The sequence below is a fragment of the Streptomyces sp. S063 genome (assembly GCF_002832675.1).
Lineage (GTDB): Bacteria > Actinomycetota > Actinomycetes > Streptomycetales > Streptomycetaceae > Streptomyces > Streptomyces sindenensis.
In genome coordinates this window covers 147,961-162,155 of the sequence record NZ_CP021707.1, presented here as the reverse complement: position 1 = coordinate 162,155, position 14,195 = coordinate 147,961, and the positions used below count along the sequence as shown (strand labels likewise).

Annotated in this window: 8 protein-coding genes and 9 pseudogenes; 14 read left to right on the top strand and 3 right to left on the bottom strand. The window is 72.2% G+C overall.

All coding sequences use genetic code 11. The features are described from left to right. Window positions 1-44: 44 nt before the first annotated feature. The 5 genes and pseudogenes from CCZ36_RS35355 to CCZ36_RS36815 all read left to right on the top strand — a co-directional run bounded on the left by CCZ36_RS35355 (window position 45) and on the right by CCZ36_RS36815 (window position 2,289). Window positions 45-335, top strand: a complete 291-nt coding sequence (locus tag CCZ36_RS35355; protein WP_237302564.1) for a DUF1269 domain-containing protein — start codon at window positions 45-47, stop codon at window positions 333-335. Between the two features lie 39 nt (window positions 336-374). Then, window positions 375-929, top strand: a pseudogene (locus tag CCZ36_RS00760) (hypothetical protein). Next, window positions 926-1,356, top strand: a pseudogene (locus CCZ36_RS36825) (glutaminase). Before CCZ36_RS00760 ends, CCZ36_RS36825 begins: the two co-directional pseudogenes overlap by 4 nt. Then, window positions 1,350-1,577 (top strand): annotated as a pseudogene (locus tag CCZ36_RS36820) (glutaminase); the annotation flags it as partial. The pseudogenes CCZ36_RS36825 and CCZ36_RS36820, both read left to right, overlap by 7 nt. 142 nt (window positions 1,578-1,719) lie before the next feature. Further along, window positions 1,720-2,289 (top strand): STAS domain-containing protein, encoded by a 570-nt coding sequence (locus CCZ36_RS36815; protein WP_250645208.1) that lies wholly within the window; start codon window positions 1,720-1,722, stop codon window positions 2,287-2,289. Between the two features lie 6 nt (window positions 2,290-2,295). On the opposite strand, the pseudogene CCZ36_RS00750 reads toward CCZ36_RS36815, so the two are convergent. Together CCZ36_RS00750 and CCZ36_RS00745 are read right to left on the bottom strand one after the other, a co-directional pair. Continuing rightward, window positions 2,296-3,112: pseudogene (locus tag CCZ36_RS00750) on the bottom strand (endonuclease I family protein). A 206-nt stretch (window positions 3,113-3,318) separates the two neighbouring features. Then, a complete protein-coding gene (locus CCZ36_RS00745; RefSeq protein WP_128816845.1) occupies window positions 3,319-3,870 on the bottom strand; it encodes a GH25 family lysozyme in 552 nt (183 codons plus the stop codon). 158 nt (window positions 3,871-4,028) lie between these two features. Here CCZ36_RS00745 and CCZ36_RS00740 point away from each other — a divergent pair, with 158 nt between their 5' ends. The 4 genes and pseudogenes from CCZ36_RS00740 (at window position 4,029) to CCZ36_RS00720 (ending at window position 7,578) form a co-directional block, all read left to right on the top strand. Next, complete coding sequence (locus tag CCZ36_RS00740) at window positions 4,029-4,241, top strand: hypothetical protein (RefSeq protein WP_032788903.1); 213 nt, start codon at window positions 4,029-4,031, stop codon at window positions 4,239-4,241. 136 nt (window positions 4,242-4,377) lie between these two features. Next, the gene (locus CCZ36_RS00735) at window positions 4,378-5,532 is read left to right on the top strand and encodes a methyltransferase (RefSeq protein ID WP_128816844.1); all 1,155 of its coding nucleotides are present in this window, start codon (window positions 4,378-4,380) and stop codon (window positions 5,530-5,532) included. 101 nt (window positions 5,533-5,633) lie between these two features. After that, window positions 5,634-6,210 (top strand): annotated as a pseudogene (locus tag CCZ36_RS00730) (acyl-CoA dehydrogenase family protein); the annotation flags it as partial. A gap of 690 nt (window positions 6,211-6,900) precedes the next feature. After that, window positions 6,901-7,578, top strand: coding sequence for a helix-turn-helix domain-containing protein (locus CCZ36_RS00720; protein WP_069741923.1), 678 nt, complete (start codon window positions 6,901-6,903; stop codon window positions 7,576-7,578). A gap of 126 nt (window positions 7,579-7,704) precedes the next feature. On the opposite strand, the pseudogene CCZ36_RS00715 reads toward CCZ36_RS00720, so the two are convergent. Then, window positions 7,705-8,642: pseudogene (locus tag CCZ36_RS00715) on the bottom strand (Acg family FMN-binding oxidoreductase). An 846-nt stretch (window positions 8,643-9,488) separates the two neighbouring features. Here CCZ36_RS00715 and CCZ36_RS36810 point away from each other — a divergent pair. From CCZ36_RS36810 to CCZ36_RS36375, 5 genes and pseudogenes are all read left to right on the top strand, one after another. Then, window positions 9,489-11,659, top strand: a pseudogene (locus CCZ36_RS36810) (tetratricopeptide repeat protein). A 281-nt stretch (window positions 11,660-11,940) separates the two neighbouring features. Further along, window positions 11,941-13,047: pseudogene (locus tag CCZ36_RS00705) on the top strand (sulfite oxidase). Window positions 13,048-13,674: 627 nt separating this feature from the next. Then, a pseudogene (locus CCZ36_RS35340) lies at window positions 13,675-13,857 on the top strand (ester cyclase); the annotation flags it as partial. Next, complete coding sequence (locus tag CCZ36_RS35335) at window positions 13,850-14,047, top strand: ester cyclase (RefSeq protein WP_237302563.1); 198 nt, start codon at window positions 13,850-13,852, stop codon at window positions 14,045-14,047. The pseudogene CCZ36_RS35340 and the gene CCZ36_RS35335, both read left to right, overlap by 8 nt. Then, window positions 14,044-14,175 carry a hypothetical protein gene (locus CCZ36_RS36375; RefSeq protein ID WP_256095630.1) on the top strand — a complete coding sequence of 44 codons (132 nt, stop codon included), beginning with the start codon at window positions 14,044-14,046 and terminating at the stop codon, window positions 14,173-14,175. Before CCZ36_RS35335 ends, CCZ36_RS36375 begins: the two co-directional genes overlap by 4 nt. The last annotated feature ends 20 nt before the right edge of the window (window positions 14,176-14,195 follow it).

Sequence of the window (14,195 nt, the reverse complement as noted above, 5' to 3'; positions counted from 1 at the left end):
ACAACCTCGTCGGCGTCGGCGCCCTCAGCGGCACCTTCTGGGGCATGCTCTTCGGGCTGATCTTCCTCATGCCGCTGCTGGGTGCGGCCATCGGAGCGGCCGCCGGCGCACTGGGCGGGAAGCTCGCGGACGTCGGCATCGACGACGACTTCATCGCCGAGGTCAAGGAGAAGGTGACCCCCGGAACCTCGGCGCTGTTCCTGCTGACCATGAACGAGGTGCCCGAGCGGATCGGCGCGCGACTGCCCGGCGACGGCGCCGAACTCCTCCACAGCAATCTCGACACCGAGCGCGAGGCGAAGCTCCGCGACATCTTCGGCGATGACACGGCCTGACCCCCGCACACCCCCACTCCTGGATTGGACGGACCGTCCGTGAAAGCGAACCTCCCGGCCCGCCGGGCCCGTGCCGCGCGCGCCCTGGCCCCGTCGCGGTCGCGGCCCTGCTCCTCGCCGGTACGGCGGCCTGCGACTCCGACACCACCAGCGAAGGCACCGACCGGGGCGTCCACACCCTCACGCCCGGACCGGAGGAGTCACCGAGCGAGTCCCCGAGCCCGCGCACCCAGGAGAGCTTCGCCGCCTCGGTGTCCGCCGAGTCCGAACGCGTACGGCAGGAGGCGACGGAACGCCTCGACGAGGTGGAGGGCCGGGGCAACGCCGTCGCCGACGTCTCGGTCACCGGGCTGCCGCTCAGCGGCTCCGAGGAGGTCCGCAGCAGCGCGCGTGTCCGGGTCACCAACCCCACCGACGAGGCCGCGTTCTACGCCGTGAAGGTGGAGTTCGTCGACGCCGAGGACAAGGTCCTGGACACCGTCGTCGTCGGCATCGAGGACGCTCCGCCGGACCGTACGGTCGACACCCAGGCCAACAGCGCAAGGCCGCCGGGGTGAAGACCTTCCCCGGGTCGCCCAGGCCGAGCGCGGCTGAGGGGGCGCGGTCATGAGCGCCGCCGACGCGGTGACCGACTCGCTTCAGAGCCTGCGCGCCCGGTTCATCGGCGTACAGGACGGGAAGCCGGCGACTACATCCCCCAGCTGGCCCTGGCCGACCCCGGCGCCTTCGGTCTCGCGCTGGTCAGCATGGACGGACACCGCTACAGCGCGGGCGAGGCCGACATCCCCTTCACCCTCCAGTCCGTCTCCAAGCCGTTCATCTACGCCCTCGCGCTCTCCCTGCTCGGCCTCGACGAGGTGAGCCGCTGGGTGGCGCCGAGCCCAGCGGCGAGGCGTTCAACGCCATCAGCCTCGAACCCGGCACCGGGCGGCCCGCCAACGCCATGGTCAACGCCGGCGCGATCGTCACCACCGCCCTGATCCCCGACACCCCGGCGAGCCCGCCTTCGACCGCATTCTGAGCTGCCTCGGCCGGTTCGCCGGCCGGGAACTGGACGTCGACGAAGAGGTGTTCAGCTCCGAGTCGGTGACCGGGGACCGCAACCGGGCGCTGGCCTACCTGATCCGTTCCACCGGCACCATGCCCGTCGACCCGGTTCTCGCCGTCGACCGCTACTTCCGCCAGTGCGCCATCCGCGTCACCACCGTCGACCTCGCCACGATGGCCGCGACGCTCGCCTACGGCGGCGTCAACCCGGTCACCGGCGAGCAGGTCGTCTCCGCCGAGGTCGCCGCCCGGGTCCCGTCCTCGTCATGGCGACCTGCGGCATGTACGACGGCTCCGGCGACTGGCTGCTGCGCGTCGGCCTGCCGCCAAGAGCGGCGTGTCCGGCGGCCTCATCGCGGTGGGCCCCGCCCGCTTCGGGGTCGCCACGTACAGCCCGCCGCTGGACGCCACCGGCGGCTCGGTACGCGCCACGCCGCGCTGGAGACGATGTCGCAGCGCTACGGGCTCCACCTCATGCTCAACCCCGCGCTTGCCGGGCTCCACCGTCACCCTCGTCACGACCGCGGACGATCTGCCGTCGGCGCCCTCGGCCGAGCACGAACGGGTCCTCCACGAACAGGTCGGCGTCGTCGTCGCCCAGGGGTCCATCGACTTCACGGCCGCCGAACGCGTGCTGTACGCCCTGGACGAGTCGGGGCCGAACGGTGGCTCCGTGGTACTCGACCTGCACGATGTCACCGCCGTCGACTCCGTGGCCCTGGCCATGCTGCACACCGGACTCGCGCGGCTCCTGTCCGACGGGCGGCGCGCGGCCGTCGTCGACCCGCGCGGTCTGCTGGGGCCGCCCGACGTCCTCAGGGAAGGGACCGGCCAGGACCTGCCGCGCTACGCCACCCGTGAGGATGCCGTCGAAGGCTGCGCGCAGGCCCTGGCCGGGGAGGGCTGAGGGGGTCTACCAGATGGCGTCGACCCACTCGGGGTGGTCGATGAACGGGTTCCGGTTGTGCTGGAACTGCTCGAATATGACGTCGTTGCGGCGCTTCTCGAAGGTGTCGGGCGGGTCCTCCTGGCTCCACTCCTTCAGGACGGACAGTTTGCCCATCTTCGGCGCGGACCCGTTGTTCACCTGGTCGTTGGGTTCGAGGTCGGCGAAGGAGTCGTTGCCCTCGTAGCGCACGGCCATGTAGAAGGATCATCCGGGCGACGTCGCCCTTGACCTCGTCGCGCGGCTCGAAGGAATCACTGTCGGTGAAGTTGCCGGGCGCGGAGCCGAGTTCGCCGCCACCGTTGTCGAAGTCCTTGTTGCCGCGAATGGAGTTGACCTGGACGTCCGTGGGGCGCAGGTGGTGAACGTCGGTGCCCGGGCCCGTCGCCGTACCGAAGTCGCCGTGCGACTTGGCCCAGACGTGCTCCCGGTTCCACTGGCCCGAGTTGCCGCCGTTGTCGTTCTTGGACTGGGAGCGCCCGGTGTACAGCAGGACGACGTTGGAGGAGTCGGCGGGATCCTCGTCGGTCGCCTTGAGGGCGTCCCACACCTGGCTGTAGGAGAGCTTGGTCTGGTCGCTGATGATCGTGTGCAGGGCGGCTTTCAGCTCGGCGCCGGTCTTGCCGAGGGCGTCCTGGTAGTAGGTGTCGTCCAGGGCGGCGGCGGTGGTGTACCGGCCGGGGGAGGAGTCCGAGGGGGCCGCGGCGGCGGTGCCGGCGAGCACGGTGACGGTGGCCACCGCGGCCAGCAGTGGACGCGCGTAGAACGAGTGACGACGGGACATGTGGGGTGTCCTCTCCGGAACGCGGGCGCCGCGGCGGGCCCTGGGTGGAGGGGCTCGCGCGGCGGCCGTTCGGTGGGTGGTCAGCCGGGAGCCTTCCACACGCACCGTGGCCCAGGTGTGAACACTCCGTACCTATCATGTGCAGGTCAAGAGTCGATCTGTCGTCGCCTCTCGCGGGGCCGTCCGCGAGAGGCGACGGCTCGGTGCTATCCGGCCGCCCAGTCGCGCAGGGCCCGGGCCGAGGAGAAGTCGGCCACGTTCCTGTCGAGCGGATCGTCGGTGTACTGGTGGATGCGCCAGTCCGCCTCGATACGGGGCTTGCCCGCGGCGACGTAGTCGGCGATCCACAGCCCGTCGCCCGCGTAGCTCGTGGTGTCGTGGTTGAGCCAGAACGAACGGTTGCAGTACAGCAGGACCCGGTGACCGGGCCTCTCCTTCTTCACCGCGCGGATGAAGCGGTCCTTCTCCGCGTCGCTCGCCCGCGTCCCGCCGCCGGTCTGTTCCCAGTCGACCGCGAGCAGATCGCCCGCCTTCTCGGGGGTCTTGCTCAGAAAGTAGTCGACCTGGTCCGCCACGTTCCCCGGCCAGAGGAAGTGGTAGAAGCCGACGACGCACTCGGCGTCCCTGGCCCGCTTCACCTGCGCGTCCAGACGCGGATTGACGTAGGAGCGGCCTTCGGTGGACTTGATGAGGACGAAGTCGAGACCGTCCGTGTCGTAGGAGGGCTGATAGGCGCTGACGTCGACACCGTGGAGCATGGGCACCCGCCTCGGGAATGTGGGGCAACGATCTCCCAGTCCTGCCCACTCCCCGGTCCCGCCAAGGGCTGATTCACCCTCCGGGTCACGGGGCGGCGCCCATCGGATGCGGCCGGGTCCCCGGAGGGTGAGAATTGCCGCAAGGACGAGGAGGCGGCATGAGCGAAGAGTCCGAATCCGTATCCGAGGCCCTGGCCGGGCCGGGGGGCGTCACGCCCGACCGGCTCCTGCACACGGGCGCGAGCGACCGGCCGAGCCCGGAGGACCTGGTGCTGGCCTCCGGGCGGGACCTGACTCCGGAAACCCTGGAATGGGCCCGGCGCAAGCTGGCCGCCGAGGGGCGGTCGGCCATCGACAAACAACTGCCCTGACACCTCACGGGGCTCGCTGGGGTCCCGGCGGGCGGGTGCCCGGAGCCGTACACCGCTCCGTACACCGAGGCGAACGCGGCCGAGAGGCCGGGGAGCGTGTGGGGCGCCCCCGGCCCTCGGCTAGCCTGAGTCACCTATGAACCGCTTGACGATCCCCCAGGGCACGTTCGATCTCGCCCGCTTCCCCGAGCACCCGCGCGACCCCTTCCGGGCGTGGGACGCCGCCGACGAATACCTGCTCCAGCAGCTGACGGACCCCGAGGCGGGGCCGGTCGACCTCTCGGGGACGGTCGCCGTCGTGGGGGACCGCTGGGGAGCCCTCGCCACCGCGCTGGCCGCGCACCGGCCCGTCCAGATCAGCGACTCCTACCTGGCCCGGCGCGCCACCCTCGCCAACCTGGCCCGCAACGGCGCCGACCAGGACGCGGTACGGCTGCTGTCCTCGCGCGACACCCCGCCGGACCGGATCGACGTCCTCATCGTCCGGGTGCCCAAGTCGCTGGCGTTCCTGGAGGACCAGCTCCACCGGCTCGCGCCCGCCGTCCACGCCGGAACCGTGATCATCGGCACCGGCATGGTCAAGGAGATCCACACCTCCACGCTGAAGCTCTTCGAGCGGATCATCGGCCCGACCCGCACCTCCCTCGCCGTCCGCAAGGCGCGGCTGATCTTCTGCACCCCGGACCCCGAGCTGCCGCGTACGCCGAGCCCGTGGCCGTACCGCTACGAGCTGCCCGCCGACGTGGGCCCGGTCTCGGGCCTGACCACCGTCAACCACGCCGGGATCTTCTGCGCCGACCGCCTCGACATCGGCACCCGCTTCTTCCTGAAGCACCTGCCCACCCGGGGCGGGGCCGTCCGCGTCGTCGACCTGGGCTGCGGCAACGGCGTCCTCGGACTCTCCGCCGCCGTCGACAACCCCCAGGCGCACATCACCTTCGTCGACGAGTCCTACGGGGCGGTCGCCTCCGCCGAGGAAACCTTCCGGGCCGGGGCGCCGGACGGCGCGAAGGCCGATTTCCTGGTCGGCGACGGACTCGCCGACCTCGATCCGGGCAGCGTCGACCTGGTGCTGAACAACCCGCCGTTCCACTCCCACCTGGCGACCACCGACGCCATGGCCCGCGCGATGTTCGCCGACGCGCGGACCGCCCTGCGGCAGGGCGGCGAGCTGTGGGTCGTCGGCAACCGCCACCTCTCGTACCACACGCACCTGCGCCGGATCTTCGGCAACTGCACCACGGTCGCCGGCGATCCGAAGTTCGTCGTCCTGCGCGCCGTCAAGCGCTGACGGCGAACCCCGCGCCCCTGGTCCTTCCAGATTCCTGCAACAGGTTCTCCTGTGTGCGCCGCCGCACACGGACGACGCCGACGCGAGACTCTGGAGGGGCCGTGCACCTCGAATACGCCCCCGAGCAGCAGCGGTTACGTACCGAACTGCGTACGTGCTTCGCTGCCCTGGTCCCCGACAACGCCTACGCGCGCTACGCGGGGCCCGCCGCCCGGAAGCGCTTCTACCGCGACACGGTCCGCAGGCTCGGCGCCGACGGCCGGCTGGGGGTCGGCCGGCCGAAGGAGTACGGCGGCCGGGGGCTGACCCCGATGGAACAGTTCATCTTCTTCGACGAGGCCGCCCAGGCCGGCGTACCGCTGCCCTTGATGGCGCTGAGCACCGTCGGCCCGACGATCATGCAGTACGGCCGACGAGCAGAAGGCACACTTCCTCCCCGGAATCCTGGCGGGGGAGATCGACTTCGCGATCGGCTGCAGCGAACCGGACGCGGGCACCGACCTCGCCGACCTCAAGACCCGCGCGGTCCGCGAGGGCGACACCTACGTCGTCAACGGCCAGAAGATCTGGACCACCAACGGCGACACCGCCGACTGGGTCTGGCTCGCCGTGCGTACCGATCCCGAGGCCCCGCCGCACAAGGTCATCACCATGCTCCTCGTCCCCACGAGCGACCCCATCGACCTCGGCTGGGTCCGGGCGCCGGACGCGACTGTGGCGGTCTTCGCCGGGGTCCATGCCGTGCGCGCGGTGGATCCGTCCGGGGCGACGCTCTGGGAGGTACGCCACGGGTGCTGGAACAGCGGATGCGAGGAGATCCACGATGCGTACGACGCCTACGCGGACCGGCGGGACCATCGCTTCCCCGGGAGCGGCTCGGTCGGCTTCTCGGCGGACGGCAGTCTCGTCCGGGCGCACGTACGCGGACCGTTGCCCGAGGGTGAGCTGAGCTGATCCCTGCTGTCCCGGCCGTCCCGGCAAGGCCGTGTGACAGCGCATCACCGCCGCACGCGCGGCATCCCCAGCCCGATCCACGAGATGATCTCGCGCCGGACCTCCGACGTGCCTCGGCGGCGCGCCCACGGCGCGGGAAACCGGACGCGGAAACCGGACGCACGCCCCGGCCCGCGCGGCGAAGGCGTCGTCGAGAAGCTGCGCCACGAGCTCGTCGTCGCTCCGCTGGACGAGCAGCCTGCGCCCCGGCAGTCCTCGGGAACGGCGGTACGGAGCCGAGCGTGGACGGACAAGCGAATCTCCCGGAGCAGGTGGGCTCGGGGAAGAGTACGACGGGCTTCCGCGCTGCGCCCGCCCCCTGTCCTGGTTAGCGTGAGCCGAGGGGCCGTACGTCGACAGTGAAGGAGCCCTGCGATGCCCTCAGCACCGCATCCGGCCGGCGGCGACCTGGGCCGGCGCATCGTTGCCCGCCGTCTGCAGCTCGGTCTGTCCCGGCAGGACGTAGCACTGCGGGCGGGCGCCGCGCCCGGCTACATCGAGTACGTGGAGGAGCAGTCCGCCACCCCGGGGGTCGGCTTCCTGCTCCGGCTGGCGGACGCGCTGGAGACCACGGTGCAGGAGCTGACGGGCGGATCGGTCGATCTGCCGCGCGGCGCGGGCCGGGGCGCCCGGCGGGCCCGGATGGCTGAACTCGACGAAGAGATGTGCTGGACGCTGCTGGGCGACCACGGGGTGGGGCGGGTGGCCCTGGCCCTCGGGGACGGGCCGGTCGTCCTGCCGGTGAACTACCAGGTGAGCGATGGCGAGGTGATCTTCAGCACGGCGGAGGACTCCCCGCTGGCCACCGCCGACGACACCGAGATCGCCTTCGAGGCCGACCACATCGACGACGCCTTCAGCAAGGGCTGGAGTGTCCTGCTCGTGGGAACCGTGCACGCCGTCACCGACGAGGAGGCCGCGCGCCGGCTCAGGGAGGCCGCGTACGCGACCCCGTGGGCCGGTCCCGAGCGCGAACACGTCATGGTCCTCGCGCCCCGGCGGATCACCGGGCGCAAGATCGTCGTCCCCGACGCCCCGGGCGAGGCCGGCTGAAAGCCGGGGCACATGCGAGCCGCGGAGCGCCGCCGGCGTCACGCGAACGGAACCACGGCGACGGGTGCCGCGCTGTGATGGATCACGGCATGGGACACAAGGCCGATGCGGAAGGGCACACCGGGCTCATCCGACCTCCAGCACCTCCGCGACCGGCCGCCGGGGCGTGGCCGGGCCCGAGGGCCCGTAGCCGAAGCGGAACACCATCTGCACGAAGCCGGCCCGGGAACGCGGATCACGGGCGAGGTTCCTGAGCTCGGGCCACTCGAGAGGCTGCGAGATCAGGGAAGTCGCGAGCCCGTCGAGCGTGGCCTGGAGCAGCACGCGCTCCATGCCCTGGCCCGCCCGCAACCAGTCCACGGGCTGATCCTCCGCGGTGCCCAGCAGGGCCGTCTGCGGACGCTCCTCGAACACGGCGGCCGCCCGCCCGGGGAGCCCTGCGGGGCGTCGAAGTCCCGTACCGGGGCCGTCGTCCCGTGCTGGCGAGGGCCGAACGCGTACGACGGAACCCCTTCGGTGGCCGGACCCTCCCCGGCCCTGCCCGTGCGGGTCCAGGTGATGATCTCGGCGCGCATGGCGTCGCTGGCCGACTCGAAGAGTTCCGCGTCGTGCACGAGGTCCATGACGGCACCGGCGTGCCAGCTCCCCGGCACGATCAGCCGGACCCCTTCCAGCAGCGCCGCCGCGCTCAGCTCGTCCCAGATCTCCGGCGGGATCCGCTCGTCCGAGAGCGGGAGACGACTGGTGTGCCGGCGCCGCACGGCGGGTTGCAGATCCGCCAGCCGATGGTCGGTGACCGCCGGGCCCTCCTCCAGCAGGACGTCGGCCAGATGCCAGGGGTCGTGGGGATCGGGCAGCAGCTCGGTGACGGCCGTCCAGCCGCGGTGTGCGGCGGCCACGCGCAGATTCAGCAGCGCCGCCCGCAACCGATGTGCAGGGCGCGTCGGCCCGGGTCAGCGACCGGCAGCGTACGTTCCGGATCGCCGTACAGGGAGAGACGACGGGTGCCCGAGCGGTGGAAGAACTTCCACGGACTGCGCATTGTGCATGGACGGCGCGGCCACGGCCTCCTCGACGAGCGAGGGATGACCGCGGCGCGTTGTTCGGTGCTGCTCATGGTTCTCGCGTCTCCTGTCCGTCGTCGGTCTCCACCGCCATGCGGTTCACGACGGCGCCCACTCCTTCCGTCCGTGACGTGAGGGCGAGGTCGGTACGGAGATCGCCCCCAGGCGCCGCGTGAACGCCCTTGCCGTCCGTGCTGCCGGTGCGCGCGCACCTCCGTCGCGATCACGGCGGCGCGCACCCGCCGCTCTGGCCCCCGACTTCCCCAGCAGCCGGGAGATGTGGTTCGGCACGGTCTTCTCCGGCAGACAGGGCCGCTCGGCGATCTGCCGGCCGGTCTGGCCCTCGCCGAGGGGGCCGGCATCGACCGGCCCGCCGCCGCCACGGCCCGTACGAGGGAGACCAGGTCCGAGCCGTTGCTCGTGGTGGGCGAGGCGTCGACGACCGTCCAGGGCACCGGCCGTGGCCCGCGCTGCGGCCGGACGTGGCGGTGCTCGACGACCCGGTCCGCCTCGGACTCCAGAAGGTTGCGCCGACCCCGGCGGACGACCTCGTGGGCGTCCGGCAGGAAGATCCACGTCGGAGCGGCGGGGGCGGCGGGTACCGGTGCCGGTCGGCGTCTCGCCCATCTGCGCTCCCTGTCGTCGACGCCGGTCTCCCGATCGCCCTTGCGGCCATTGTCCCAGGAGCGCCGGGGCGCGCACGCGGTGGACCGCCGGGACCCGGTATCCGCCCCGCCGCGTACACACTGCGCGGACCGGCAGCCATACTGGACGGGCCGGGGAGGGCGGCAGCACCAGCAGCCGGGGAACACGGGAACAGGCGACAACGGGGGCGGGAAACGGCAGATGGCGGACACCAGGCTGATCCAGAGCCGGTACCGGCTGCTCGAACTGATCGGGCGCGGCGGTATGGGCGAGGTGTGGCGCGCCCTCGACGAGGCGCTGGGCCGTCAGGTCGCCGTGAAATGCCTCAAACCCCTGGGCCCCCATCACGACCAGGACTTCACCCGTGTCCTGCGCGAGCGCTTCCGGCGCGAGGCCCGGGTGGCCGCCTCCCTCCAGCACCGGGGCGTCACCGTCGTACACGACTTCGGTGAGTACGAGGGCGTGCTCTACCTCGTCATGGAACTGCTCGACGGGCAGAACCTGAGCCAGCTGCTGGAGGAGAACCAGCAGCACCCGCTGCCCGTCGAGCATGTCGTCGACATCGCGGAACAGGTCGCCGACGCCCTCGGCTACACCCACCGGCAGGGCATCGTCCACCGCGACCTCAAGCCCGCCAACATCATGCGGCTGACCGACGGCACGGTGAAGATCTGCGACTTCGGCATAGCGCGCCTCGGCCACGACATCAGCATGACCTCCCGGCTCACCACCACCGCCTCGCCATGGGCACCCCGCACTACATGTCGCCGGAGCAGATCAGCGGCAAGGAGGTCGACCACCGCAGCGACCTCTACTCGCTGGGCTGCGTCCTGTACGAAATCGCCACCGGTGTACCGCCGTTCGACCAGGAGGACGCCTGGGCCGTCCTCGTCGGACACCGCGACACCCGCCGGAACCGCTGCGCACCCACCGCGCCGAACTGCCCGGCTTCTTCGACCGGGTCGTCCTCGACCTGCTCGCCAAGGCCCCGGAGGAACGGCCCGTGGACGCGGGCGACCTGCGCCGCCGCATCGTCCTCGGCCGGACCGGCGAACAGCCCGCGCTCGGACCGGGCCCCCTCGTGCGGCCCGCCGCCGGACTGCTGCCGGCCCCGCGCGAAAGAGCGCTGCCCGCCTGGACCCGGTCCATGACCGCCGGTCATCGGGCGACCGGGCGATCGGCCCGCACACGAACGCCCCGACCCGGCCGCCGGTCTGACGGGGCAGTGGACCACCGCGCGCGCCACCGTCCCGCACACCGGCTCCTTCGTCTCCGTCTCGGCCGCGCCCCCGGCCCCGGACCTCCTCGCCGGTCTTGAGGGCCGCCACAGCGCGGGCATCGACCTCGGCCGCCTGGGCCGCTGGGAGGAGGCGGGAAGGTGCACCGCGAGGTCGCCGCCCAGCGCGGCCGCGTCCTCGGCCCGGACCATCCCGACACGCTCGCCAGCCATTACGAGATCGGCCTCACCCTCAGCCGTACGGGCCGGGCCGAGGAGGCGCTGCGCGAGTTCACCCGGGTCGCCGAGGGCCGCGAACGCGCCCTGGGCGCCGACCATTCCCCTGACGCTCGCCGCCCGCCAGGCGACCGCCCACGCCCTGGGCCGGCTCGGCCGGCACGCCGAGGCCCGCCGGCTGTACGAGACGGTCCTCGCCGTCCGCGAACGCGTCATGGGCCCGACCACCCCGACACCCTGCGCTGCCGTCACAACCTGGCCTTCACCCTCTGCCGACTGGGCCGGCCCGAGGAATCCTGGCGGCTGGCCCGGGAGGTCGCCGACGCCCGCGCCCGCGTGCTCGGCGCGACACACCCCGACACCCTCGCGACCCGGTACGAAGTGGCGTACACCCTGGGCAGGCTGGACCGCTGGGCGGAGGCACTGGCGACCTACCAGGACGTCGCCCGGGCCCGCACCGACGTCCTCGGGGCCGACCACCCCGACACCTTCGCCGCCCGCTACGAGGCCGGCATCAGCCTCGGCCGCCTCGGCCGCGACACGGAGGCCCTGGAGCTGTACCGCTCCCTGGTCGCCGACCGCACCCGGACCGCAGGAGCGGCCGACCCCGAGACACTGCGCGCCCGCCACGGCCTCGGGGTCAACCTGGGACGGCTGGGCCGCTGGGAGGAGGCGCTCGCGGAGGCGCGCGACGTCTGTGCCCTCCGGGAACGAGCCCTGGGCCCGATCACCCCGACACGGTCATCAGCCGCCGGGAGGTCGCCGCCGGCTCGGCTGGCTCGGCCGGTGGAGCGAGGCCCTCGTGGCGTACCGCCAGGTCGCCGAGGCGCGCACCCGGACCCTGGGCCCCGACCATCCCCAGACGCTCGCGGCCCGCGACGACGCGGCGCACTGCCTGGAACGGCTCGCCCAGGCCTGAGGCTGAAGCGCCCGTCATGCCGCCGCCTCTGGTGGGGACGGCGGGCGGAGGGTTCCGCCGGGGGCGTGCCGTCGATCGCGGCAGGGTCCGCTCCGCCGGACACCGCCTCGCACGCGTGGCCCCGGGACGATACCTGCGGGGGCGTCGTGTGTTCCCTGCCGTTGTCCACCGTTCCGCGGCGCGGGCGGGCGGACGGGCCCCGGCCGCCATCGCGGCGGGTCGGACGTCCGGGCCGCCCGTCGCCGGTTTCGCTGCGGGCCGGCCGGGAGGACGATGAGGTCATGGACGCTTCGCTGAGCGGCGTCAGCGCACCTGCCCGCCTGGCGGCGGACGGGGAGGCCGTCAGCCACGAGGAACTGGCGCTCGCGACCCGCAACCACGGTCTGCCGTTGGAGGCCTTGCGCTACGACGTCACGCCCCGGGGCTGCACTACGTACTCGTCCATTACGACATCCCCGCCGTCGACCCCGATGCCTGGCGGCTCGGGGTCGACGGGCTGGTTCGCGACGCCCTGTCCCTCGACCTGGCCTCGGTCCGCGCCTTCCCCTCGATGACCGCGCGGGTCACCATGGAGTGCGCGGGCAACGGCCGCGCCAGGCTGGAGCCGCGACCGGTGAGCCAGCCCTGGCTGGTGGAAGCCGTCGGGACCGCCGAGTGGACGGGAGTACCGCTGAGCGCCCTGCTCGCAGAGGCAGGGGTCGCGGCGGGCGCGTCCGACGTGGTGTTCACCGGCGCCGACCACGGAGTGGAACGTGGAGTGGAGCAGGACTACCAGCGTGGCCTGCCGCTGGCCGTGGCCACCGGCGACGACGCGCCGGCGTTCGTCGCGTACGAGATGAACGGTCAGCCGCTGCCTCCGCAGCACGGATGTCCACTGCGCCTTGTCGTCCCCGCCGGTACGGCATGGCGCACGTGAAGTGGCTGCGGGAGATCACGCTCCTGGACCGGCCGTTCACCGGCTTCCAGCAGAGCGTCGCCTACCGCTATCGCCAGACCGCCGACGAACCGGGTGAACCCGTCGACCGGATCAACCCCCGTGCGCTGCTGGCCCCGCCCGGCTTCCCGGACTTCATGTCCCGGGCCCGGGTCGTGGACGCCGGACCGGTCATCCTGACCGGCCGTGCCTGGTCCGGCTTCGCGCCCGTCACCCGGGTGGAGGTGAGCGACGACGACGGGCGAAGCTGGGCCGCCGCCGAAGTCGATCGCCGGACGGCCGTCGATGGGCGTGGCAGGCGTGGCGTGCCACCTGGGAGGCCACCCCGGGAGACCACATGCTCACCGCCCGCGCGCACGACGCCGAGGGGCACGTGCAGCCCATCGCCCAGTCGTGGAACCGCGGCGGCTTCGGCAACAACGGTGCCCAGCAGGTCCCCGTCCACTGTCGCTGAGCGAGTGACCGCGTGGGGCGGCCGGGGCGTCGCCCCGCCGGTACTCGTCGCATGGGGCCCCGGGAACGGTCTCCCGGAGCGACTTCCTCTCGGCTGGTCGAACGGCCGCGGGCACACGGACGGTTCGCCGCCGGTGCCGACCGCCGGTGGCGCCGGCACCGGGCCCGACGCCGCGGCCGGCCCCGACTTCCCCGGCCGCCGCGCGCCGCCACCGGATCAACGTCAACCGAACAGGACACGGCTCCGCAGCCGTCCTAACATGAAGTCGTCCAGTGATACGACTGGGGAGATGTTGCGTCATGACTTTCATCCAGGTCATCGACTGCAAAACGGACCGGACCGACGCGCTGAACCGGGTGATGGACAGGTGGATCGAAGCCACCCAGGGCAGGCGGACGGCCACACACGCGATCGTGGGGCAGGACCGAGCGGACTCCACGCACCTCGTGGAGATCGTGGAGTTCCCTTCCTACGAGGAGGCGATGCGGAACTCGCGCCTCCCGAGACCGACCGGATCTTCAGTGAGATGGTGGCCCTGTGCGAGGCGAACCGACTTCACCGACCTCGACATCATGCGTGACGATCAGCTGAACAAGCTCGCGGTCCGCCGTTTCTTTCGAGGAGGTCATCACACAACAACGGAACCTCGACGCCGCCGACGAGCTGTGCACTGCCGACTACCGGGAGCACGACCCGTCCCTGTCCTCGTACGACCTGACTCTCGCGCAGGCCAAATCGGAGAACCGCGAAGTCATCGAGGCGTTCGAACCCGTGGCCACCATCGAAAGCCTGACCGCCGAGGGTGACATGGTCTGCGCAAGAGTGTCGTTCAAGAGCCGCCACGTGGGCACGTACCAGGGGATGGAAGGCCACCGGACGAGACGTTTCGGGCACGGGTCACGCCACTTTCCGCTGCCAAGGCGGCAAGCTGGCTGAGAGCTGGTGGAACGTGGACGACCTGGGGATGCTCCAGCAGATCGGCGCGGTGGACATGCCATGACCTGCCGGGAGGTCGCCGCCGGGCTCCGCCCGGTGGGCGAGGCCCTCGTGGCGTACCCCGACCATCCCCAGACGCTCGCGGCCCGCGACGACGAGGCGCACTGCCTGGAACGGCTCGCCCAGGCCTGAGGCCGAAGCGCGCGTCATGC